The following is a 23,399-nucleotide window of genomic DNA, read 5'->3' as shown; positions in this document are numbered from 1 at the left end:
AAAAAGGTGAACTATATGAAAATATCAGTGGTAATTCCGATGTATAACAGTAATGAGACGATTATTAACACATTAGATTCCATAAAGAATCAAACTGCATTTAAGTATATTCTAGAGATATTAGTCATAAACGATGGATCTACTGATAACTCGTTAAATTTGGTTGAGAGATATGCCGAAGAAAATAGTGGAATGCCAATCATCCTTATAGATAAGCCCAATGGTGGGGTTTCAACAGCTCGTAATATAGGTATGAAAGAAGCTAAGGGAGAGTGGATCGCTCTTCTAGATTCAGATGACGATTGGTTACCAGAGAAAATAGAAATACAGATGAATACTATACAGAAACACCCTGAGATTGACTTTTTGGGTGGAGACATAGATGACAAAGGGCTAAAGATATTATGGAGACGAATTAAAGGGCTTTATAAGGCCAATGTAAATGATATTTGCATCAAAATGTTTCCTCAGACCTCTGTCGCAATTTTTAAAAGAAGTATTTTTGAACAGATTGGCGGATATGATGAAACTCAGCAGTATGCTGAAGACGGAAATTATTTCTTGAAAATATGTGCGAATTACAATTACTATCATTTACCTGTGCGAATGGTTTACTACGGTGGCGGTAAGCCTGCGTTTGGCTTTAGTGGACTCTCCTCAAATTTGAAGAAAATGCACGAAGGAAATATAAAAAATATAAAGGAATTAAAAACAGACAATTATATAGGTTTAAATTTTTATGTTATTTTACGTCTGTTTTACCATTTGAAATATATTAGAAGAATTTTAATTACAAAATTACATGGAAGAAAATATACACAGGGTGATTTGACTCAGGTGCAAAAGTAATGGGGAAAAAGAAGGTTTTGATGTTTTTAAATAGCATGAAGCCAGCAGGAGGAATAGAAAGAGTAGTTGCAAATTTAGCGAATAATTTAAGCGAAGATTATGAAATTACTATATTAGTGAAAGATAAGGCCGATTCATTTTATGAACTTAAAGATTCTATAAATATTATTAGTTTAAATGTGCCTTTGAAGTTAAATATGAACTTGAGAGTCCAAAGATTGTATAGCCTTATAATTAATTTGCTAATAACAAACAATAGATTAAAAAACTACATTAAATCGTCTGCTTTTGAATATATTTATGTAACTTCACCATTTAACGCATTGGAGATTTTTCTTTGTGGTAAAAAGCATGCTCGAAAACTAGTTATTAGTGAGCACGGATCAAAATTCGGATATAACAAGATTTATATAATGTTAAAAAAGTATTTATATCCTAAAGCATATAAAATTTCAGTTCCTACTAAAATGGATACGGATTCTTATATAAGTGAAGGATGTGACGCAGTATATATACCACATCTTTCAACTTTTTCAGTTTTCCAGAAAACTGATTTGAATTCTAAAACAGTTCTTAATATTGGTAGATTAACCGCCGATAAACAGCAAATTATATTACTTAGAATTTGGAATGACCTTAGAAATGAAGATAGATTAAATGGATGGAAGTTGAAAATTATTGGTAGAGGAGAAGAGGAAAACATTTTGAAGGAATTTGTAGATGTGAATAATCTTCAAAATTGTGTTGAAATATCACCTCCTATAAGAGATGTGGGAAGTTTATATAAAGATGCATCTCTCTTTGCATTCACATCAAAATTTGAAGGTTTTGGTATGGTCTTGTTAGAAGCCATGTCATTTGGTCTTCCATGTATCTCATTTGATTGTCCAAGCGGGCCGAGAGATTTAATTGAACATAAATTTAATGGGGTTTTAATAAAACCTTATGATCATGAAGAGTATAAGAATGAATTATCTTTGTTGTTGAATGAACGGAATGAGTATATAAGTTCATTAGGAAATGAAGCCTATTTATTTGCTTCGAACTGGAATAATGAAAAAATAATGGATAAATGGAAAGAAATTTTTAAGGGAGATCTAATATGAAAATTATTGCTTTTTATTTACCTCAATTTCACTCAATTCCTGAAAATGATGAGTGGTGGGGCGAGGGATTTACAGAATGGAGAAATGTGAAAAAGGCGCAACCACTATTTAAAGATCATTATCAACCGCGAATCCCTCTTAACGGTAATTATTATAATTTGTTAGATGATGAAGTTAAAAAATGGCAAATAAATCTAGCGAAAAAGTATGGAGTATATGGGTTTTGTTTTTATCATTATTGGTTTGATGGGAAATTACTTTTGGAAAAGCCTATAGAACAATTCAAGGATAATCCCGAACTGAATCATCCATATTGTATGTGTTGGGCTAATGAAAATTGGACAAATGCCTGGGTTGCAGATAAAGAACCTAAAACATTAATGCCTCAGAGATACGGAGATAAACCGGAATGGAAAAAGCACTTCGATTATCTTCTACCATTTTTCCTTGATGACAACTATATAAAAGAAGAGGGAAAGCCCCTATTTGTTATTTACAGACCGGAGATCATTGACTGTTTGAATGAAATGCTTGATTATTGGCAGGAGTTAGCCGTGAAAAGTGGATTAAATGGAATTGATTTCGCTTACCAGCAGCTTCCGTTCTATCTTAAAAAAGATAAAGATGATAGTAGGTTTAGATATAACATAGAATATCAGCCCGGATATGCACTACATGATATGAAGACAAATAATAGCGATAAATCAAGTTCAATCTTGTACAAATTCAGAACATCGATTCGAGAAATGATTAATACAATAGATAAAACTTTCAACACAAATTTTATAGTCAAATTCGCTGGGAATAAATTGCGATTAATTGATTTTAATGAAGCGTGGAGTAATATTATTAAACGTGGTCCTACAAATAATAAATCAATACCAGGTTCTTTTGTAGGATGGGATAATACACCAAGGAGAGAGAATGGAACTGTTTACACAGGAAGTACGCCTAATGCATTTCAAGAACATATGATTAATCAGATAAGAAATGCTAGGGAAAATTATAAGACCGACAAAATATTTCTCTTTGCATGGAATGAATGGGCTGAAGGTGGTTACATGGAACCTGATGAGAGATACGAATATGGATATTTAGAGGCTTTAAATAATGCTCTTATTGAAACTGGAGAAAAAGAATAGTTTAAAAGTATTATCCTTTATCAAACGATATGAAAGGAATTGGGGATATTAATGGAAGTGGTCACACTTGAAAGAAAGCCTACTGTATTATTCGTATTTCATAATTCCGATTTTTACAGTGGAGCAACTCGTTCATTATTAGACATCATTGAAAAATATTTAGAGGAAAAGACAGTCAATGTAGTAGCATTATTTTCACATAAAGAAGGCACTGCCATAGATTATTTAAGCAATAAGAAAGTGAAAATCATCTATAGTTATTATACAGAATTAGTTGCATCTGTAAATCAGACATTGTTTAAGAAAATAATTGCTTTTCCATACAGACTGGGCAGAATGTTTATATCAATGTTCAGTATTTACCGCTTGAAAGGTTTATTGAGAGAGCTGAAGGTGGATTTGGTATACACTAACACAAGTGTTATTTTTGTAGGAGGGTTTATAAATAAGTTTTTTAAAATTCCTCATATATGGCATTTTCGAGAATTCAGACGTGAAGATCAACAAATTGATTTCTTTTTTGGAGAAAATTATTTTTATAAATTTGCTAACAAATACACAGATAAGATAATTGTATTATCCCATAGCATGTTATTAAAACATAAAGAAAATATACAAATTGAGAAATTAAATGTGATTTATAATGATATATCGCCCAGTTATATTAATCCTAAAGAATCGTTTGATTTAACGAAGCAGGAAATTCATCTATTGATCACTGGGACTTTAAGTGAAGGTAAAGGGCAATTAGAAGCTTTACAGGCTTTAAAAATTTTATTAGATCGCGGTTATAATCTTATTCTGAATATTGCAGGTAGTACAGAGTGTGAGTATTACAAGGTTTTAAGAGATTATGTTTTGGAGCATAATTTAGATAAAAATGTAGTTTTCCATGGGCTTAGAAAAGATATGAATGAATTAAGGAGACAGATGGACATTGGTCTAATTACTTCAAAAAGCGAAGCATTTGGTAGAGTTACTATAGAAGGAATGTTGAGTTCATTGGCAATGATCGGTAGGGATAGTGCAGGTACAAGTGAATTAATAAAAGATAAAGAAACTGGATTATTGTATGAGCCAGGGAGAAATGAATCTTTAGTTGAAAATTTAGAATATCTTTGTAATTCCAGATCGGAAATTGAGAGGATTGCAATGAATGGTTTTAACTATGCTGTTGACAATTTCACATTGGGGAAATGTAGCAACTCAATATTAGAAATGGTTCTTGAAGTAACGATGGAGCATAAATATATTTAAATTTGCTTGGGTCTTGCTTAAAAGGAGAGGTTTACTTGGCAGCTTTTATTGCTTTTACTTGCATCGTAATTTCTATTATATCTAGTAGGATGCAACGAAGTGTAATTAATCCCTTGACTATTATATTCGTCTTTTTCTCTCTTATGATAGGGCTAGCTTCTATGGGATTATATAATTTGTATGATGTTCGTGATGATACATATATTGTAATGATTGTGGGTCTATTAGGTTTTCTAATAGGTTATGTGGTTATAAGTGTAGTATTTCCGAAAAAAAGAAATGCTTATTTAGTCACTGAAAATAGATATGAATTTAAATATGATACTTTGTACTTTTTGTATTTTGTAACAATAGTATATATGCTTTATCGTGGTTTCAGCGTGATAATATTGCTGACTCAAGGTTACACACTAGGTGAAGTAAGAGGTGCTTTCACTAGCGAAGTATTAGGATCCTCAGTTTGGGCTGTTATATATGAGAATTATGTAAATAAAGCTATCATATTCATGTTTATTCCAATTGCTGCAATTGATTTTTTTGCTGGTAAGAAAGATAAACGATTATTAATACTTACATTTATTGTAGCCGTCCTCTCTGCAATTGGAGATGGTGGGAGAGTAATATTTTATTATGTGTTTATTCATTTTCTAATTGCTGCGATAGTATATAAAAAACGTTTAAACATAAGTAAGAAAATGAAAAGAATAATTCTAGTTTTATTAGTGCTTGGAGTAACTGCTATGTATATTATTACGAAAATGAGAGGGCCTTCGGCCTCTATAATTCAACAGTTATATTTGTATCTAGCTGGTGCGATACCTCATTTAGATTATAGGTTATATATAATAGACTCCACCAACTCTCACACAAATGGCTGGGCGTTTCTAAGTGGATATTTAAAACCTTTTTTTCATGTGATCAGTAGTATAGGGATCATTAATTATCCGCAATCATTTTTGAATTCACTAGATTTAATGAATGTTGATAATTTTGTGAATATTGGAGATAGAATTACTTTTAATGCTTTTGTTACTCCATTTTTTTATTATTACTTAGACGGTGGAATTATAGGGGTTTTCTTTTATTCTGCTGCATACGGAGTTATTTGTTCTTTATCTTATAATTATGTTAAATATAAACCTAATATTAAAAATATTGCGATTTATTTATTAATTATGCAAGGTGTATTGACTTCAATGGTACGCTGGCAATTTGTGATTTCTGCCTATGCACTTTCATTTTTATATCTGAATTTCGTGATCAAAAAAAAGAAAGATAATGATAATTTAGATGAAATCTGATTTAGGAATACTTAACACGTAAAAATATTTGTTCTAGGAAGGAGGATTTACTTGGAGATAACGACAAAAAGAGATCAATCAATAGATATTTTAAGGGCGTTTTGTACTTTGTTTATTATGTTAGCACATGTTGACATTCCGGAACTATTGTTAAATATTAGAACATTTGATGTTACTGTTCTTATACTTATATCTGGAATTTCAATGGGATATGAATCGAAAAAATACAATTTGACTTATGGGGGTTACATATGGAAAAGAGTTCAAAAGTTGTTGATACCAACATATATGGTAATCACAACTATATTTATAACAATTTTTCTTTTTTCATTAGTGCTGAAAAAAGAATTTTTATGGAACTTTAACCAAGTATTTCTTTCATATGCGCTAATCCCTAATGGTAGTGCTATAGGGTATGGTTGGATAGTGCGAATATTTTTAATGATAGCTTTGCTGCAACCAATTCTAAAATTATTTAACAAAAAAATAAAAAACAACTTACTATTTTTATTTATTGTATTTTTAGCTTTTATTTTAAATGAGTTGTTGTTTATGTATGATAAGAGTTCTCCAAATATCATTATATCTTATCTATTAATATATTTAATTCCTTATGGATTAGTAGCATCTATAGGTTTGAGAATAGCGCATGATTCTAAATTTGTCGATATGGCACTAATTGTAAGTTGTATTACCTTTTTAATTTGCCAAGTACTAATATCTATTAATGGGAATGGATTTGAACCGAATTTCTTTAAGTATCCTCCTAAATTATACTATATAACATACGGTCTTTTGGTGGGTATATTATCATATAAACTATTGCAAAAAATACAATGGAATAGTCAAAGTAAGTTTATAGTGTCTGTGAACTGGCTTAGTAAAAACTCTTTTAAAGTATATTTGTTTCATATATTCTCTTTATTCGGGTTGTTGGTTTTAAGAGGCCTATTTAGTGAAGTCTATATATTAAATAATTTTATTGTACAGTTTATTTTGGTCTCAAGTTCTGCAGTAATAGTAACGGTAATATTTAATAAAATCAGACTCTATAAATAAAATATTTTGAACTAATGATATTATTATCACCATTGTAGAAATGATTTGAGTTGTCTAACTCAGGAAAAGTTATTAGGAAGTGAGGTATATAGTAATGATTTCAAAAACTATGATAGTGGAATCAAAAAAAACTCTTAATATAGCTATAGCTGGTACTGGTTATGTAGGACTATGTACTGGCGTATGTATGGCTCATACTGGTCATTACGTAACTTGTGTAGATATAGACGAAAAAAAGATCGATTTAATGCAATCAGGAAAAAGCCCAATATATGAAGAAGGTCTCGAAGAGTTAATGAATCTAAATAAAGAACGCCTAACGTATACTACTAACTATACGAATGCGTATCAAAATGCAGACATTATCTTTATTGGGGTGGGTACTCCTGAGAAGAAGGATGGTTCTGCTAATTTGTCTTATGTGTACAATGTAGCAAGACAGATTGCACATAATGTAATTAAGGATTGTGTGGTTGTTATTAAATCTACAGTTCCCATTGGTACTAATGATAAAATTGAAAATTTCATTAAATCAGAATTAATAAACCCAGTGAATATACATGTTGCAAGTAACCCAGAGTTTCTGGCACAGGGTACTGCAATTCGAGATACTCTTCATGCTTCAAGAATAGTTATCGGTGTAGAAAGTGAACACTCAGAAAACATTCTTAAACAAGCATATGAAGGCTTTAAAGATGTCCCTATTGTGGTTACTAACCGCAGATCTGCAGAGATGATAAAGTATGCTTCTAATGATTTTTTGGCCTTGAAAATCTCTTACATAAACGAAATAGCAAATCTATGTGAGTTAATTGGGGCAGACATTCAAGAAGTTACTAAAGGAATGGGATATGATGAGCGAATAGGTGATAAATTTCTAAATGCAGGCATTGGATATGGGGGTTCTTGCTTTCCTAAAGATACTAAGGCTCTTCACTGGCTGGCAAGTTTTCATGATTATGAAATAAAGACAATAAAGGCAGCAATTGAAGTGAATGAACAACAGAAGATTAAATTATTCAAAAAATCGCGTAAGTATTATGAAAGTCTGGAAGGGTTAACTGTCGCGGTATTGGGACTAACCTTTAAACCAGGGACTGATGATTTAAGAGAAGCTCCTTCATTAGTTAATGTTCCGTTATTTGTTGATGATGGTGCTAGAGTTAAAGTATGGGACCCAGTAGGGTCTGAGGCATTTAAGAATGCAATGGAACGTGAACATAATAGTGACTTGAACGAAAAAGTAGAATATTGCAATGAAATAGGAGAGGCTTTAAAAGATACGGATATTTGTTTTATATTTACTGAATGGCCAGAAATAAAAGCACTAAGACCTAAAGATTTTGATAATATGAAGGGCTTGATTGTTCTTGATGGTAGGAATTGTTATGACGTAAATCTTTTTTCTGGGACAAACATTAAATATGAGTCTATAGGTCGTAGTTTATTAGGTTGAGAGTAACTAGAAAGGTCTATAGTAGAGTTTACTATATAGTATATAGGAAATGAAACAAAAGTCACTAATTTATAATGTGTTTTTTAATTTTGTATACACTGGATTAAATTTACTGTTCCCTTTAATAACAGCACCTTATGTTTCTAGAGTGCTGGGGGCATCCAATTTAGGACAAGTTAATTTTGCTGCAACTATTGTTAGCTGGTTTGTTTTGTTTGCTACATATGGTACTGCTACATATGGCGTAAGGGAGATAGCTAAGGCCAGAGATGATAAAGAAAAACTTAGTAGTATTTTTTCTGAACTTGTAATTATAAATGCTATTTTATCTTTCGTAGTTGTTGTAATTTACTTTTTTGCGATCTTCAATATTTCAACATTCTATGATGAACTACATTTATATTTAATCATGGCATTGAGTATTTTATTAAATATGTTTGCTATAGATTGGTATTTTCAAGGGATAGAAGAATATAGGTATATAACAATTAGAAGTGCTATTTTTAAAACAATTTCTTTGGTTTGTATCTTCCTATTTGTGAAGAAGCCAGATCATTATGTTTTATATGGTCTTATAAGCGTTTTTGCAACAAGTTTAAGTGGTGTTTTAAACTATATATACAGCAGAAAAAGCGTTAGGATGAAATATAGGGGTATAAACCCATTTAGACATTTTAAGAAATTGAGTGTTTTTTTCTTCCATACATTAATTGTGAGTATCTATACAAATATGGATCAAGTACTCCTTGGTTTATACTTTGATACAAAAGCAGTAGCATTTATGAATAGGAGTAGGACACTTGTAAATATGGCTGTTGCTATTTCCACCGCAATTTCTAATGTTACTTTACCTAGGGCATCGTATTATAAAGCGAATGATGAAAGTAAATTCAGATATTTGTTATCAGAAATACCGAATTATATATTGTGGATTACAATACCTATTACTGTAAGTTTTATGTGCCTGGCTTCTAATATTATGTATATTTTAGGAGGAAGTGAGTTTTTAGAAGCAGGAACATTGTTACAGATAATGTCTATAACCATTGTTTGTTCACCATTATCAGGGTACCTTCAGTATCAAGTATTTGTGGCTTCAGGTAAAGAGAGAATTGGATTATATATCGCTATAATAACCAGTTTGTTTAGTTTAACTTTAAATATATTGCTTATTCCTAGAATTGGTATATTAGGTGCTGGGATTGTACAGGTGCTATCTGAATTTATGGCTGTGAGTATTAGATTTTATATTGCGAAGAATAAACTAAAGTATAGCGAAATAAATTTTGTGAATAAATCCGCAATCTCATATTTGATTGTATCCATTCTTATGGGAGTTGTAATGATTATAGTTCGTAGTCTAATTGATAATCTTTTTGTGTCTTTCGCAGTCGGAATTCTACTAGGCGGAATATTTTATTTCTCAGTTTTATATTTAATTAGAGAGAAAATTACAATGCATTTATTTAATCAATTAGTTCATAAATTTAGAAACTAAGCTTTTTAAATTTAAATAAGGGGGATTCATTTTGAAAGGCATTATCCTAGCCGGCGGCTCTGGAACCCGCCTCTACCCATTAACGATGGTAACCAGTAAACAACTTCTACCCGTTTACGACAAGCCCATGATCTATTACCCTTTATCCACTCTTATGTTAGCTGGAATTAGGGATATCCTAATCATATCTACTCCGGAAGATACACCAAGATTTGAGAGCCTATTTGGCGACGGCTCTCAATTCGGCATTTCTCTTCAATACATAGTCCAACCAAGTCCTGAAGGTTTAGCTCAGGCTTTTATTTTGGGTGAAGCGTTTATTGGTGATGACTCTGTAGCTATGATTCTTGGAGATAATATTTACTACGGAAATGGGATTCGTAAAATGCTCCAGCGTGCTTCCGACAAAGCTCAAGGCGCGACAGTGTTCGGTTATCATGTACAAGATCCGGAGCGTTTCGGTGTGGTCGAATTTAACGACGAAGGTAAAGTGTTAAGTGTGGAAGAGAAGCCGGCACAGCCTAAGTCTAATTATGCTATCACTGGTCTCTACTTCTATGATAACCGTGTTGTGGAGATTGCCAAGAATGTGCAGCCTTCCTCTAGAGGCGAACTTGAGATTACTTCCATTAATGAAGCCTATCTTAAAATAGGTGAGTTGGACGTTGAACTCCTGGGACGAGGGTTCACATGGTTAGATACCGGAACTCATCAGAGCCTGGTGGATGCTACTAACTTTGTCCGGACGATTGAAGACCATCAAGGAATTAAAATTGCCGCTCTTGAAGAGATTGCATACATCAATGGGTGGATCACGAAGGAACACCTGTTAAGCTGTGGGCAGAAGTTATGCAAGACAGGCTACGGTCAATACCTGATTAAGGTAGCTACTGGGAAGATTCAATATTAAGCAGTAAAGGTGTGGAAGATATGAAGTTAACTGAAACAGTGCTCCCTGGGGTATTTGTAGTGGAACCTGCGGTGTTTGGCGATCACCGGGGATGGTTTATGGAGACGTTCAGTGATGCGAAATTTAGAGAGCAGGGCCTTGATATTTCTTTTGTACAAGATAATCAATCGTATTCTGCTACCCAAGGGACTTTGCGGGGACTACATTATCAGCTGAATCCTAAAGCTCAGACTAAGCTTGTCCGCTGCACACGTGGAGTCATATTCGATGTGGCAGTGGATGTCAGACAAGGCAGTCCTACGTACAGCAAGTGGTTTGGAATTGAACTGAGTGCCGAGAATAAGAAGCAGCTGCTGATTCCCAAAGGGTTCGCCCATGGATTCATGACTCTGACAGAGGACGTTGAAGTTCAGTATAAATGTGATGAATTGTATACTCCGGAATGTGATGGTGGCATTCTTTGGAATGATCCTTTCATTGGAATAGAGTGGCCGTTACATGTTACTCCAGTTCTATCTGGCAAAGACGAGAAGGCTCCTGTGTTGAATGATGCTGTTCTGAACTTTACCTATAATAACTGAAGCAGATAGATACTAAATCGAATAATTCTGAGGTGTAACTCATGAGTAGAAAGAAATTGCTGATTACCGGAGGTGCCGGTTTCATTGGCGGGAACTTTGTGCAATACATTGTGGATAAATACTCCGATTATGATGTCTATAACCTGGATCTGTTAACCTATGCCGGTGATTTAACCAAGCACAAGCAGATTGAAGATAGAGATAACTATCGGTTCATCCAGGCGGATATTGCTGACCGTGATGCGATTATGTTGCTTTTTGAACAAGAACGCTTTGATTATGTTGTACATTTCGCAGCAGAGAGTCATGTGGACCGCTCGATTACAGATCCGGCCATATTTGTCCTGACGAACGTAATGGGAACCCAGGTGCTGCTTGATGCTTCACGGGTAGTTGGAGTAGCGAAATTTGTTCATGTGTCCACAGATGAAGTGTACGGTGAACTGGAATTCGATCCATCGGTATTCTTCACTGAGGAGACGCCTCTGCAACCTAATAGTCCTTATAGTGCCAGTAAGGCATCGTCTGATTTGTTGGTTCGCGCGTATTATGAAACATTCGGCTTGCCAATGAACATTACCCGCTGCTCTAATAATTACGGCCCTTATCATTTCCCTGAGAAGCTGATCCCGCTTACGATCTCGAAGGTCTTGAATGAACAGAAGGTTCCTGTCTATGGGGATGGTGCCAACATTCGGGATTGGCTGCATGTCTGGGATCATTGTGCTGCTATTGATCTCGTATTGCACGAAGGTGTAAGTGGTGAAGTATACAACGTAGGCGGTCATAATGAGCGCACTAATCTCGAAGTAGTGAAGACTATTATTCATACCTTAGGTAAGTCTGAGGAATTGATTGAATTCGTTGCAGATCGGCTGGGTCATGATAAACGTTATGCTATTGATCCCGCTAAGCTGGAGAGGCTGGGTTGGAAGCCCACCTATACCTTTGAGACAGGAATCGCTCAGACGATTCAGTGGTATACGGAGAATGCTGAATGGTGGGAACAAATTCTTAGCGGCGAGTACAGGAAGTAACTTATGACCAGAACATTAACCAGTAAAAAGATGGGCAAGTGTAGAAAGAGAATATTCTTTCTGTACTTGCCTGTCCTGCTAATGGTCTTGTTGTTCCTGTGTGTGGGGCGGTTTCTCCCCCTGTCCGAATTTCCCAAGCAGGCCGATGTCATTATGGTACTCAGCGGCGGGGGAGGTCGTGTTGAGAAGGCTGCGGAACTTTTTAAGGAAGGCTTCGCTCCGTACATCCTTCTATCCAAGGCTTCAGAAGTAACAGGTCCTTCAGGCGACTTGCAACAAACTGCCCTCGCCCTCGGAATCCCGGAAAAGGCCATCCTTACTGAAGACGCTGCTCAAAGCACCTACCAGAACGCTGAGTTTACGCTCCCTATTATGAAGAAGAATGGTTTCGCTTCCGTAATTGTGGTCTCTTCTGACTTTCATATGCGGCGGGTGAAATTGATATTCGATCATGTCTATAAGAAGTCTGGTGTTGAATTGACCTATATAAGTTCTGACTCCGGCTATAACACCAAGGAATGGTGGAGTGACCGGTATAGCAGGGAGACAACCTTTAACGAGTATACTAAGATGATTGGCAATGCCTTTGGCTATGATGGCCCGGAAGCTAAGAGTGCTTTGGAACAGATCAAACACTGGTTTCGCTAATGATGTATTTTCGATAAAACTACTTATGATATTATTGTCATCTCATTTACAAAGTTTGTGAATCTTGTGGGGGTACTACATTCACTAAAGGTGAAATAAACAGCGGATATGCTAACTTCATGCAGATTGGTAAACACTCTCCTTTGCCTTACCACTTATATTTACATTTTGTAAAAGATGCGGTGAAGTAGCTTCAATAAAGTTGAGAAACCCGAGGAATTTTAAACCATTGAATAATGACAGATCGTATAAACTTTCAAACCAACCCATCTAATAGTAGTGCCCCTACGTTTTTTTATTTGACACTTTCACAAGCTAAGTGCGACACTTCGTTCATTATGTGACCCTTGCTCTTTATCGTATCAAACTGGAAATGATAGGTAGGGGCTTGAGGTCCTTTCCTAGTCGGTACTATTTTTAGTTATTTACTGCTGGACAGTATGATCCTATAAACTATTAAACGACCACACCGTTGTTAACTTTCGCATTCCTTTTTTTTACATGTCTGTTCAAGACATTCAGTAGAGGTTTTTCTATAATCGTATGGAATACACAACTAATAATTATAGTTAAGAGTATCACCAATAACGTAGCTGCTAAATATCCTAATGTAGTGTAGATATTCAATTTTAAAAAGATTTTATTCAACACTGAGAGTAGCGGATAATGAATCAGGTAAATTGAATAAGAAGCATCTCCTAAAAAAACAAAAACTTTAGGTATTCTAATCTTTTTCAATACCTCATAGGAAACCATCCCGTAAATCAATAGAAATGAAGGAATACCGTAAGAAATCACTCTATTAATTCTTAAGAACCCATAATAATCGTTGCCCCATGATAATATGAAATAAACAAGTCCAATAATAATGAAGTACATTCCGTATTTATTTTTGTTATTCAAAATCAGATGAGCGGCAAAGAGACCACCTAAAAACTCCAAATTAAATGCGTTAAATAAAAAATCAAGCCAATAGTTAAACGAAACTCCATCTGCAAAATCAACTAAGAAGAGAATGAGCGTAGCGAATAACCATGCAATTATAATAGGGTAAGATGCCCGCTTTTTTAGAATTATTAGTGATCCAAACATCAAATAGAACAGAATTTCATGGCTGAGTGTCCACGCAACAGTTAATGGCATATGCTCTGGTGGTTGTGGAATCAACAAAACGGATTTAATCAAATTTCCGACATTTCGTGTTTCTTCGTCACCAAATGATGGAATCAAGAAATAAACAGGAATGAGGAATACTAATATCAGCCAGTAAATTGGATAAACCCTTAAGAATCGTTTAACAAAGAATGCTTTGCCTTTTTTAGAAACACCTATATCTATTTTGTGAATGTAATAAATAACGAAACCACTTATAACAAAGAACAGGTCAACACCGGCATATCCTTGTTGAAATACTCCGTTAAAAAAATCATAGTCAAGTGTAGAGAATAGAAGCGTTGCATGAAAAAACAAAACTGTTAGTGCTGCGATACCTCTCATTGATTGAAGACTATTGAGTCTCATCGAAAAATCCTCCAGTCCCAAATTTATCTAAATCAGAATATCATAATTTGGAACTTAATGTCGCTCTATTTCAGAAAAAGGTTTGTGTTTACAATTTTTATAATTACTGAAGTTACTTAATGTCTCCTATATCCGACTTCTTACAACCTTTACAGGATTCCCAACTGCAACACTGTAAGATGCAACATCTTTATTCACAAGGGAGTTAGCTCCAATTACCGAACCTTTACCTATAGTTACACCGTCTAAAACTACAGTGCCGGCACCAATCCAACAATCATCCTCAATAATAATTCCTAATTGATTAGTACCTTGCTCTCTGATCGGAATATCTATACGGTCAAAGTTGTGATTCTGAGCGTGAAATCGAACATTCTGACCCATTATCACATCGTTCCCGATTTTTATTCCTCCAGCACAGCCAAAGTAACAATTTTCACCGCAGCCAAAATTATCTCCGATTGTCATTCCGGTCTTAGGCCCATTAAAATCACTTTTAATTATTGAAAATTTTCCGATATTGATGTTATTCCCCATAATAACACCACTTGTTGATTCCACGTTTAATTCAACATAATCATTAATTGTTACATTATTACCTATGCTTATGTGGGCGCCGTATCTTAGTGTTGTCCTTTTTCCTATAAAAACTCGCTCCCCACTCTCTCGGAAAAATAACTTTATGAACCCTCCTCTCACTAACCTCATTAACCTCGCCGTCTTCTTTTTAAAAGATATAATCACACTCAAAAACTCCTCTTTTTTTCATATCACTAATCTCTTCTATACGGTTTGTTGTTTTTCCTTTAAACAAGCAATAAGGATTATCAGATCCTCTGAAAGTAAGGGAAGCGCTCAGAATACACTTACGCATTAAGCTCAGTTAAGTTATTATCGTAACTATCTGCTGTTAGCGTAATGTACCCTTCAAATCGTCCTGCCTCAAGCGGTCCCTACGGCTTATAAATGACTTTTGTTTTGCCTGCTGAATAGCTCCAAAACATATTATTGTAGAACGTGATTGTCGTATCCCGGTTATCTCTCCGGTTGCCCCTGGGTAGCTGTTGTTACTGTCTATGATGGAAAGCACTCTGCCGTAGTTACAGCAAATACTTCAGTTTTGCACGATAAGCTTTTGATGCATCCCGGTATAAATTTACAGGTGAAACAGCGCCGGACGGGTGTTTGTTGTGTAAGCCACACCGATTGTATCCGTCAGGATGTCACAATTTTCAATGGTTAACTACTGATTCCCAATGCCTACCGCGGCTGACTGATACGCCTCATTGATCGTTACAGTGTCAGTCACCGAAATCGTTAAACGCACCCAGTAGCAGTTTGACGGGGTTGTAAACGTTCTAACTCCGTCAGTGGTTATCGGGATAATGAACACCTTACTCGCGTCATAGAATGCGGCAGAGTTAAACGCCTTCTTGTGGTAAGTGGTGTTCGGAAGAACCGGAATCCAATCGGAAATATAGCAACCCACCACTGTGCCGACTGTCCCTGTTTCGGTAATGTAAGAGTTTGGCACCGCAGTAGCTTTATTAAATAAGTTCTTGCTTTTTGATCCGATGACAACGGTTATAGCCATCATCGGTTCGGTCACGCTTTTGGTAGCCGTGATTACATTTACGCCAGCTGTTCCGGCAATCTGCGCAAGCAACTCGGGAGTCAAAAAGGTCTGGTCGATCTTGCCTAGATTTTTATAAATTTGATGGATCGATATGTCAGCAGTATTCTTATCCATCTTACCATTGTCTACGCTGATGATCGCTATTCCCTACCCACTTCCACCAACTAATAATTAATCACAAAATAACCCATCCTAACCGTAGCGAACCTGCGGTTTTTTATTTATAATAATTATTATCTGGATTTCATAAAGCGTTCAAAAAATCTGTAAAAAGTCGTATTTTCGTGTGATATACTTAACACAGTGTTTTGAGATGTTGTGAAAGTGAATATTATGTAAAAATATTCTTTAATATAACTGTACACAGTAATGAATAGAGACTAGGATGGTGAACTATCGATGCACATCGTCGTCGTTGGCCTGAATTATCGTACGGCTCCCGTGGAGGTTAGGGAACAGTTTGCTTTTGCGGAGAGTGATCTTCCGGCAGCGCTTCATCAACTGATGAAGACGAAGGGTGTGCTGGAAGGGGTCGTAGTAGCCACCTGCAACCGTACGGAAATTTATGTGGTCATGGACCGCCTTCATATGGGAGGGTATTTCCTCCGCGGCTTTATGGAGCAGTGGTTTGGAGTGAAAAACGAGCAATTTGCACAGCATATGTATATATATGAAGACGAGCAGGCGATTGCGCATTTGTTCCGCGTGACCTGCGGTCTGGATTCCATGGTGATTGGGGAGACGCAGATCCTGGGACAGGTACGGAGTTCTTTTCTCACGGCTCAAGCTGAGGGTGTAACTGGAACTTGGTTCAATCGGTTATTTAAACAAGCGGTGACACTCGGCAAAAGAGCACATAGTGAAACGTCAATCGGCGAAAGCGCAGTATCTGTCAGTTATGCGGCAGTGGAGCTGGGCAAGCGGATTTTTGGCATGTTCACTGGTAAAAGAGTTCTGATTCTCGGCGCCGGCAAAATGAGTGAGCTCACTGTAAAGCATCTATATAGTAGTGGTGCGGCTGAAGTGATTGTCGCTAACCGTACGCTGTCGCGTGCGATTGAACTGGCAGAGAAGTTCTCGGGTAAGCCAAGCACGATTGAAGATGCGCTAAAAACTCTTAATGAGGTAGATATCGTGATCAGCTCAACGGGAGCTGACGGCTATGTACTTTCGGCAGATCAGGTAGCGAATGCTATGAAGCGTCGCCCTTCGCGGCCGCTTTTTATGATTGATATAGCTGTACCCCGTGATATTGATCCTGCAGCGGCTAATGTGCCAGATGTTTTTTTGTATGATATTGACGATCTGGAGGGCATTGTGGAGAGTAACCTGGAAATGCGTCGGAGTGAAGCTGCGAAGATTGAAGTGATGATCGGTGAGGAAATGGATGAGTTCCAGCTGTGGCTTAAGACGCTTGGCGTGAGACCGGTAATCCGGGCGCTTCAGGATAAGTCGAATGCGATTCATGAGGAAACGATGGAGAGTCTGTTCAATAAGCTGCCTGAGCTGGACGAGCATCAGCGCAAGGTGATCCGTCGCTTGACCAAAAGCATTGTGAACCAAATGATGCATGATCCAATCAATGTTATTAAAGAGATGTCCGGTGGCAAGCAGGGGAATGAAGCTCTTGATTATTTCTCCAAAATCTTTGCGCTACAGGAACAGCTCGAATCTAATTCAGATGGCGGAGATTCCGCCCCGGTTAAGCAGTCTAGTTCCACAGAACGTACTGCCGGTAGCGGCGATTTTTCTGTGCCTAAGACGGTGCTTGCTCCGGCAGGCCTGTTGGGTAGGTGAGTGATATGCAACTGCTGAACGGAATATATGATGCCGCTCTGCTGCTATATGCCCTGAGCCTGCTGTTTGTTTTCTCGGATTGCCTTTATCGCAACCCGAGTGGGAAGCGGTTAGGCACGGGGCTTCTTGTTGTTGTGGGTCTTTTGCAAGCTGCAGGACTGGGGATTCGTTTCTCTCAGGAGAAGGGACTGCCCATTTTCACACCTTATGATTTCTTGTTCTGGTTTGCATTTAGTATTGTGCTGACTTCGCTTGCGGTGGCTTTTACACGTGGAGGCGAGTTTACGATTCTGCTGCTTAGTGTGGCTGGATTCTGTGTTTTTCTCCTAAATCGGGTGTGGCTGACGGCGGGGGGACATACGCTTGAGACTTGGAGCTCGGTGTATGGCTGGTTGACAATGCATGTGATTTTGGCCAATTTGAGCTTTGCTGCACTGACACTTGGGACGGTATTTGCAATATTGTACTTATTCCTGCACACCAGACTCAAAAGCAAGCAATGGAGTGACCGAATTCGTCGTTTACCGAACTTAGAGACTACAGATAAATATTCTTACACCGCTATTCTGGTGGGGACTCCTTTGTTGGCAATCTCTCTGGTGGTGGCTAGCTTATCTATTGTTTCTGAGGGACGGACGCTATTATTGAAGGATTTAAAAGTACTAACGACACTTATTGGCCTTGGAATTTACATATTTTATATTATCTTTAAGAAATCCAGGCGGAAAAGTGGAGTAAGTATGGCTCGCTGGGCGATTTTAGGATATGCTTTTACTATCTTGAATTTTTTGTTGAATTCTTTATCTGGTTTTCACGGTTGGAGCGGGGAGTGAAGAGCATGACTCGGTATTTGCCCATAATGCTGGATTGTGAAAAGCAACAGGTTGTGGTTATTGGCGGTGGTGCCGTGGCTGAACGGAAGGTGAGTGGGCTGCTGGAAGCTGGAGCGGTGATTAAGATGATTAGTCCCTCTTTGACAGATACGCTTGCCTCTCTAGTGAAAAAGGGTCTCATGACCTGGCAAGACCGCCCTTATGCTCCCGGAGATCTCCGTGGGGCCTTTCTCGTATATGCAGCCACTAACGATAGAACGGTTAATGAAGAGGTTGCACAGGAGTCTAGGCGACTTGGCATTCATGTGAATGTGGCTAGCCATGCGGAAGCGGGGGATTTTATTACGCCCGGAGTTGTACGGAGGGGTCGTTTGACGGTAGCTGTATCTACTTCGGGTGCTGGTCCGCTTGTGGCTGCGAAGATTAAAAGTGTGCTTGAAGAGGCGCTGGATGCGGCGTATGAGCCATATTTGGATTTTGTACATACCATGCGAACCAGGATTAAGGAAACAGAATCTTCTGCTGAAGTTCGTGGAAGGCTTTTGCGGAAGCTTGGGGCGCTCGATGTGTTGAATGAGATGAGAAACGGTAGCTTTATCGCGTGGAGCCCGGAGGATATGGATGCTTGGATTGCTGATCATCGGGCGGAGTAAAAGTGCGCGTGGACACTGTGAAGATTACAAAATTAGGTTAGATTAATGATATGAGTACGGCTGAAGTGGCTGAAATGGTCGAAAGAGGGGCAAAAATACCCCTTAATTGAGTAATAGTCGTCAAAAGAGATAAATGAAGGGTATAAATACCCCTGATTTGCACTAAAACGCTCATATCAGCCAAAAGAGGGGCAGAAATACCCCTAAATTGAGCTATAACCGACGAAGGAGCTAAATAAAGGGCACAAATGCCCTTTTAATAGTGCGGAGTAGCTTTTGGTTAGTTTAGATTACTATATACGGTCTACGGTGAAGAGTAAGAGGCAGACGTAATCAGGAGGAATGGACAATGCGTAAGATTATTGTGGGGAGTAGACAGAGTGCGCTTGCGTTGACGCAAACAGGGCACGTGATTGCGGATCTGGAGCGACTGAGCGAGGAGCATGGTTTTGGATTCACTTTTGAAGTGAAAAAGATTGTTACCAAAGGGGACCGCATCCTAGATGTCACCTTGTCCAAGGTAGGCGGCAAAGGGTTGTTCGTGAAGGAAATCGAGCAGGCCATGCTGGAAAAGGAAATCGACATGGCGGTGCACAGCATGAAGGACATGCCCTCCGAGCTGCCGGAGGGGCTGATCAACGGTGCTGTGCCGAAGCGCGTCGATCCGCGCGATGCACTGATCTCTAACGGAGGCGTCTCGCTGGACGAGTTGCCTCAGGGCGCACGCGTAGGCACAAGCAGCCTACGCCGTTCCAGCCAGCTAGCTGCGCTACGGCCTGATCTGGTCATTGAGCCCGTGCGCGGCAACATTGACTCGCGGCTGGGCAAGCTGGAGAGCGGCGAATACGACGCGATCCTGCTTGCAGCAGCGGGGCTGTCACGCATGGGCTGGCAGGATCGCGTGAGCGCCTACCTGCCGCCGGAAGTTTGCCTGCCCGCTGTAGGGCAGGGTGCACTCGGCATCGAGTGCCGCGCAGATGACGCCGACCTGCGGAAGCTGCTGGCGTTATACAACGACGCCGATACAGCGTTGACGGTGGCGGCGGAGCGCACGTTCCTTGGCGCGCTGAACGGCGGCTGCCAAGTGCCAATTGGCGCTTATGCTGTGCTTGACGCAGCCGCGGAAGCCACTACCGCGGAGCACAAAATAATCTCCTTAACCGGAATGGTGGGAACACCTGACGGTTCAACGATTTTGAAAGAAACTTGCACTGGGGTAGACCCGGTACAGCTCGGCGAAGAAGTCGCTAAGAAGCTGATCGCAAGAGGAGCGGAGAAGATACTGTCAGACGTTAGGGGATGAGGGGATTGACGGGGAAGGTTTATTTGGTAGGTGCAGGTCCCGGGGACGCAAAGCTGATTACTGTAAAAGGCCTCGAGTGTATTCGAAAAAGCGACGTGCTGGTGTACGATCGGCTGGCAAGTCCTAGATTGCTGAAATGCATGAAGCCCGGCGGCGAGAAGATTTATGTTGGCAAGCTGCCGGATCGCCACACGATGAAGCAGGAAGAGATTAATCAATTGTTAGTTGATCTGGCTTTACAGGGGAAAACAGTGGTGCGGCTGAAGGGTGGAGATCCTACGATTTTTGGCCGCGTAGGTGAAGAAGCGGAGCTGCTGCGCAAAAATGGGATCTATTACGAAATCGTACCGGGTATCACGTCGGCGATCAGCGTACCTGCTTATGCGGGTATACCTGTCACGCACCGCGATCATGCTTCTTCCCTGTCGATTATCACCGGACATGAGAGTCCAGATAAACTGGATCATTCCATTCATTGGGATAAAGTAACGAATGCCACGGGGACGTTAGTGTTCCTGATGGGCGTAGCTAAAATAGGATATATCAGCGCCCAGCTGATCAAGCATGGGCGTCCGCCAGAAACACCAGTGGCGCTGGTGCGCTGGGGTACCCGCGCAGATCAGGAGACGCTGACGGGAACCCTCGCCGATATTGAGGCGAAGGTGAAGGCTGCGGATTTTCAGCCGCCGGCCGTCATTGTCGTTGGCGACGTGGTGCTGCAGCGTGAGCAGCTGAAGTGGGCCGAGGCGATGCCGTTGTTCGGCAAACGCATCGTGGTGACACGGGCTCGGAGCCAAGCGAGCGAGCTGGTGGATATGATTGAGGAACTCGGCGGGGAACCCTACGAGTTCCCGGTGATCGAGACGATCATGCCGGAAGGCGCAGAGAAGAAGGAGAAGATTGCAGCGGCGTTTGGCGCGCTGGAATCGTACGACTGGGTATTCTTCACTAGCCCGAACGGCGTGGAGTTTTTTTGGCGCCACTTGGCGGAGCAGGGGGCGGACATTCGGGAGCTTCACCGCGCAAGAATTGCAGCGGTAGGGCCGGGTACAGCAGCCGCGCTGGCGCAGCGCGGGGTGATTGCTGAGGAACTTCCGGCAAAGTTTCAGGCGGAAGGTCTGATTGAGAAGTTCGGTCCCCAGCTGCTGCCGGGGCAGAACGTGCTGTTGCCGCGCGGCGATCTGGGGCGCGACTGGCTGCCGGACAAGCTGAGAGAGCTTGGCCTTCAAGTCACAGACGTCGATACCTATGAGACGGTTGTGACGGGTGAGGATGACGACGAGCTGCTGAAGCTGCTGGAGGAGGGGCGCGTTCACGCGGTGACTTTTACTAGTTCTTCAACGGTGCGCAATTTCATCCACATTCTTAAAAGAATGGGGCTCGAAGATCCACTCCCATTGCTAGCTAACGTGAAAATAGCCTGCATCGGGCCATTAACTGAGCAGACTGCCGTGGAAGCGGGGCTTACCCCGGGACTGCTACCTGAAGAAGCAACTATTAATAGTCTGGTGCAGGAGCTCTGTCGCTGGAATGCGGAGACTAGGCTCAAGTAGTTTCATAGAGATAGGTGAGCAATAGCCATATTAATATAAGTAACCTTAGACTGGTTGTAGTTTGTACAATAGAATCTCTTAAATTTAGAATCAATTTCAATTCTAAGTCTTTTCTATTGCACATTCTGCAATGAAATCAGATTGTTAACTAACTGGCAGTTAGACGGGCAAACTATAAATGTCCGTTGTGTCTATATATTTTATTTTCAGGAGGATGAACAAATGAGCTTTCCAATTACACGTCACCGTCGTCTACGCGGTTCTGCTGGAATTCGCGGTATGGTGCGGGAGACCGTACTGAATGTGCTGGATTTTGTACAGCCTATATTTGTGACTTATGGAACAGGTGTGAAGAATGAGATTAGCTCGATGCCGGGCGTGTACCATTTTTCGCTGGATACTTTAAAAGCTGAAGTGGACGAGATTGCCGCACTAGGCATTCCGGCTGTACTGTTATTCGGGATTCCTGAAACGAAGGATGCAATCGGTTCTTCCGGTTTCGCAGAGGATGGAATTGTGCAAGAGGCTACTCGCTTGATCAAGCAGTGGTACCCTGAGCTGTTGGTCGTTGCAGATACCTGCCTTTGTGAATTTACGGATCACGGACATTGCGGGATGGTGCATACGCATACGGTAAATGGTGTGGTACACGGTGATGTCATCAACGATGCATCGCTAGAGCTTTTGACCCGTACGGCGGTATCTCAAGCTAAAGCTGGAGCAGATATAATTGCCCCTTCGAATATGATGGATGGATTCGTACATGCGATTCGTGCGGGACTAGATGAGAATGGCTTTGAACATGTGCCGATTATGTCGTATTCGGTCAAATATGCTTCGGCATTTTATGGCCCTTTCCGCGAAGCTGCGGATTCAGCGCCACAGTTCGGAAATCGCAAAACGTATCAAATGGACCCTGCCAATCTGCGCGAAGCGCTCCGTGAAGCAGAGTCCGATGTGCTTGAAGGTGCAGATATGTTAATGGTGAAGCCGGCTCTGGCTTACTTGGATGTGATTCGTACGATCCGCGACCAGTTTGATTTGCCTCTTGTGGCTTACAATGTGAGTGGCGAATATTCCATGGTAAAAGCAGCAGCGCTGCAAGGCTGGATTGACGAGCAAGCCGTTGTGCTGGAAATGCTGACTGGCATGAAACGCGCCGGAGCGGATATTATTATTACTTATTTCGCAAAAGATGCTGCGCGCTGGCTGCGTGGTTAATCTATACCTGTGTGACCAAGAACAGAATAGGAGTGAAG

21 protein-coding genes are annotated in these 23,399 nt (G+C 39.7%); 18 read left to right on the top strand and 3 right to left on the bottom strand.

The window, feature by feature from the left end:
• The first annotated feature begins 15 nt into the window (after window positions 1–15).
• The 12 genes from MKY99_RS24315 (at window position 16) to MKY99_RS24260 (ending at window position 12,844) form a co-directional block, all read left to right on the top strand.
• Window positions 16–849: a glycosyltransferase family A protein gene (locus tag MKY99_RS24315; RefSeq protein WP_339266770.1), complete on the top strand. Its 834-nt coding sequence runs from the start codon at window positions 16–18 to the stop codon at window positions 847–849.
• Window positions 849–1,955, top strand: coding sequence for a glycosyltransferase family 4 protein (locus tag MKY99_RS24310; RefSeq protein ID WP_339266768.1), 1,107 nt, complete (start codon window positions 849–851; stop codon window positions 1,953–1,955). The genes MKY99_RS24315 and MKY99_RS24310 overlap by 1 nt, the downstream gene beginning before the upstream one ends.
• Complete coding sequence (locus tag MKY99_RS24305) at window positions 1,952–3,097, top strand: glycoside hydrolase family 99-like domain-containing protein (RefSeq protein WP_339266767.1); 1,146 nt, start codon at window positions 1,952–1,954, stop codon at window positions 3,095–3,097. The genes MKY99_RS24310 and MKY99_RS24305 overlap by 4 nt, the downstream gene beginning before the upstream one ends.
• Window positions 3,098–3,148: 51 nt before the next feature.
• Window positions 3,149–4,354 (top strand): glycosyltransferase family 4 protein, encoded by a 1,206-nt coding sequence (locus MKY99_RS24300; RefSeq protein WP_339266765.1) that lies wholly within the window; start codon window positions 3,149–3,151, stop codon window positions 4,352–4,354.
• Window positions 4,355–4,389: 35 nt separating this feature from the next.
• Window positions 4,390–5,655 (top strand): O-antigen polymerase, encoded by a 1,266-nt coding sequence (locus MKY99_RS24295; RefSeq protein WP_339266763.1) that lies wholly within the window; start codon window positions 4,390–4,392, stop codon window positions 5,653–5,655.
• A gap of 51 nt (window positions 5,656–5,706) precedes the next feature.
• The gene (locus MKY99_RS24290) at window positions 5,707–6,714 is read left to right on the top strand and encodes an acyltransferase (RefSeq protein WP_339266761.1); all 1,008 of its coding nucleotides are present in this window, start codon (window positions 5,707–5,709) and stop codon (window positions 6,712–6,714) included.
• Window positions 6,715–6,823: 109 nt separating this feature from the next.
• A complete protein-coding gene (locus MKY99_RS24285; RefSeq protein WP_339271780.1) occupies window positions 6,824–8,170 on the top strand; it encodes a UDP-glucose/GDP-mannose dehydrogenase family protein in 1,347 nt (448 codons plus the stop codon).
• A gap of 49 nt (window positions 8,171–8,219) precedes the next feature.
• On the top strand, window positions 8,220–9,668 hold the full coding sequence (locus tag MKY99_RS24280; RefSeq protein WP_339266760.1) for a flippase: 1,449 nt from the start codon (window positions 8,220–8,222) through the stop codon (window positions 9,666–9,668).
• Window positions 9,669–9,699: 31 nt separating this feature from the next.
• Entirely contained in the window at window positions 9,700–10,578 is an 879-nt protein-coding gene (gene rfbA / locus MKY99_RS24275) for a glucose-1-phosphate thymidylyltransferase RfbA (protein ID WP_339266758.1), read from the top strand.
• A gap of 20 nt (window positions 10,579–10,598) precedes the next feature.
• Window positions 10,599–11,159, top strand: coding sequence for a dTDP-4-dehydrorhamnose 3,5-epimerase (gene rfbC, locus MKY99_RS24270; RefSeq protein WP_339266756.1), 561 nt, complete (start codon window positions 10,599–10,601; stop codon window positions 11,157–11,159).
• Between the two features lie 41 nt (window positions 11,160–11,200).
• Window positions 11,201–12,196 (top strand): dTDP-glucose 4,6-dehydratase, encoded by a 996-nt coding sequence (gene rfbB, locus MKY99_RS24265; RefSeq protein WP_339266754.1) that lies wholly within the window; start codon window positions 11,201–11,203, stop codon window positions 12,194–12,196.
• 3 nt (window positions 12,197–12,199) lie between these two features.
• Entirely contained in the window at window positions 12,200–12,844 is a 645-nt protein-coding gene (locus MKY99_RS24260; RefSeq protein ID WP_339266752.1) for a YdcF family protein, read from the top strand.
• Between the two features lie 456 nt (window positions 12,845–13,300).
• On the opposite strand, the gene MKY99_RS24255 is transcribed toward MKY99_RS24260, so the two are convergent.
• The 3 genes from MKY99_RS24255 to MKY99_RS24245 form a co-directional block, all read right to left on the bottom strand.
• The gene (locus MKY99_RS24255; protein ID WP_339266750.1) at window positions 13,301–14,365 is read right to left on the bottom strand and encodes an acyltransferase; all 1,065 of its coding nucleotides are present in this window, start codon (window positions 14,363–14,365) and stop codon (window positions 13,301–13,303) included.
• 126 nt (window positions 14,366–14,491) lie between these two features.
• Window positions 14,492–15,109, bottom strand: a complete 618-nt coding sequence (locus MKY99_RS24250) for an acyltransferase (protein ID WP_339266748.1) — start codon at window positions 15,107–15,109, stop codon at window positions 14,492–14,494.
• A gap of 499 nt (window positions 15,110–15,608) precedes the next feature.
• Complete coding sequence (locus MKY99_RS24245; RefSeq protein WP_339266746.1) at window positions 15,609–16,115, bottom strand: hypothetical protein; 507 nt, start codon at window positions 16,113–16,115, stop codon at window positions 15,609–15,611.
• Between the two features lie 285 nt (window positions 16,116–16,400).
• Between MKY99_RS24245 and hemA the strand changes: the two genes are divergently transcribed.
• The 6 genes from hemA to hemB all read left to right on the top strand — a co-directional run bounded on the left by hemA (window position 16,401) and on the right by hemB (window position 23,361).
• On the top strand, window positions 16,401–17,798 hold the full coding sequence (hemA, locus tag MKY99_RS24240; protein WP_076286482.1) for a glutamyl-tRNA reductase: 1,398 nt from the start codon (window positions 16,401–16,403) through the stop codon (window positions 17,796–17,798).
• A 5-nt stretch (window positions 17,799–17,803) separates the two neighbouring features.
• Window positions 17,804–18,631: a cytochrome c biogenesis protein CcsA gene (gene ccsA, locus MKY99_RS24235; RefSeq protein WP_339271778.1), complete on the top strand. Its 828-nt coding sequence runs from the start codon at window positions 17,804–17,806 to the stop codon at window positions 18,629–18,631.
• Window positions 18,632–18,636: 5 nt separating this feature from the next.
• The gene (locus MKY99_RS24230; protein WP_339266744.1) at window positions 18,637–19,284 is read left to right on the top strand and encodes an NAD(P)-dependent oxidoreductase; all 648 of its coding nucleotides are present in this window, start codon (window positions 18,637–18,639) and stop codon (window positions 19,282–19,284) included.
• A 349-nt stretch (window positions 19,285–19,633) separates the two neighbouring features.
• Window positions 19,634–20,587, top strand: a complete 954-nt coding sequence (gene hemC / locus MKY99_RS24225) for a hydroxymethylbilane synthase (RefSeq protein ID WP_339266742.1) — start codon at window positions 19,634–19,636, stop codon at window positions 20,585–20,587.
• Window positions 20,588–20,592: 5 nt separating this feature from the next.
• The gene (cobA, locus tag MKY99_RS24220; RefSeq protein WP_339266739.1) at window positions 20,593–22,140 is read left to right on the top strand and encodes a uroporphyrinogen-III C-methyltransferase; all 1,548 of its coding nucleotides are present in this window, start codon (window positions 20,593–20,595) and stop codon (window positions 22,138–22,140) included.
• Between the two features lie 222 nt (window positions 22,141–22,362).
• Window positions 22,363–23,361, top strand: a complete 999-nt coding sequence (gene hemB, locus MKY99_RS24215) for a porphobilinogen synthase (protein ID WP_042191201.1) — start codon at window positions 22,363–22,365, stop codon at window positions 23,359–23,361.
• Window positions 23,362–23,399: the final 38 nt, after the last annotated feature.

The sequence above is a fragment of the Paenibacillus sp. FSL R5-0470 genome, assembly GCF_037975205.1.
Lineage (GTDB): Bacteria > Bacillota > Bacilli > Paenibacillales > Paenibacillaceae > Paenibacillus_AQ.
This window is presented reverse-complemented; position numbering and strand designations above follow the sequence as displayed.

What these genes read in the sequence shown, in the direction of transcription:
- MKY99_RS24315 (WP_339266770.1), top strand. Translation starts at nt 16, where the DNA reads ATGAAAATATCAGTGGTAATTCCGATGTATAACAGTAATGAGACGATT.
- rfbC (WP_339266756.1), top strand. Translation starts at nt 10,599, where the DNA reads ATGAAGTTAACTGAAACAGTGCTCCCTGGGGTATTTGTAGTGGAACCT.
- hemA (WP_076286482.1), top strand. Translation starts at nt 16,401, where the DNA reads ATGCACATCGTCGTCGTTGGCCTGAATTATCGTACGGCTCCCGTGGAG.
- MKY99_RS24310 (WP_339266768.1), top strand. Translation starts at nt 849, where the DNA reads ATGGGGAAAAAGAAGGTTTTGATGTTTTTAAATAGCATGAAGCCAGCA.
- hemB (WP_042191201.1), top strand. Translation starts at nt 22,363, where the DNA reads ATGAGCTTTCCAATTACACGTCACCGTCGTCTACGCGGTTCTGCTGGA.
- MKY99_RS24230 (WP_339266744.1), top strand. Translation starts at nt 18,637, where the DNA reads ATGACTCGGTATTTGCCCATAATGCTGGATTGTGAAAAGCAACAGGTT.
- MKY99_RS24300 (WP_339266765.1), top strand. Translation starts at nt 3,149, where the DNA reads ATGGAAGTGGTCACACTTGAAAGAAAGCCTACTGTATTATTCGTATTT.
- hemC (WP_339266742.1), top strand. Translation starts at nt 19,634, where the DNA reads ATGCGTAAGATTATTGTGGGGAGTAGACAGAGTGCGCTTGCGTTGACG.
- MKY99_RS24245 (WP_339266746.1), bottom strand. Translation starts at nt 16,115, where the DNA reads ATGGATAAGAATACTGCTGACATATCGATCCATCAAATTTATAAAAAT.
- MKY99_RS24280 (WP_339266760.1), top strand. Translation starts at nt 8,220, where the DNA reads ATGAAACAAAAGTCACTAATTTATAATGTGTTTTTTAATTTTGTATAC.
- MKY99_RS24255 (WP_339266750.1), bottom strand. Translation starts at nt 14,365, where the DNA reads ATGAGACTCAATAGTCTTCAATCAATGAGAGGTATCGCAGCACTAACA.
- MKY99_RS24285 (WP_339271780.1), top strand. Translation starts at nt 6,824, where the DNA reads ATGATAGTGGAATCAAAAAAAACTCTTAATATAGCTATAGCTGGTACT.
- MKY99_RS24305 (WP_339266767.1), top strand. Translation starts at nt 1,952, where the DNA reads ATGAAAATTATTGCTTTTTATTTACCTCAATTTCACTCAATTCCTGAA.
- ccsA (WP_339271778.1), top strand. Translation starts at nt 17,804, where the DNA reads ATGCAACTGCTGAACGGAATATATGATGCCGCTCTGCTGCTATATGCC.
- rfbB (WP_339266754.1), top strand. Translation starts at nt 11,201, where the DNA reads ATGAGTAGAAAGAAATTGCTGATTACCGGAGGTGCCGGTTTCATTGGC.
- MKY99_RS24260 (WP_339266752.1), top strand. Translation starts at nt 12,200, where the DNA reads ATGACCAGAACATTAACCAGTAAAAAGATGGGCAAGTGTAGAAAGAGA.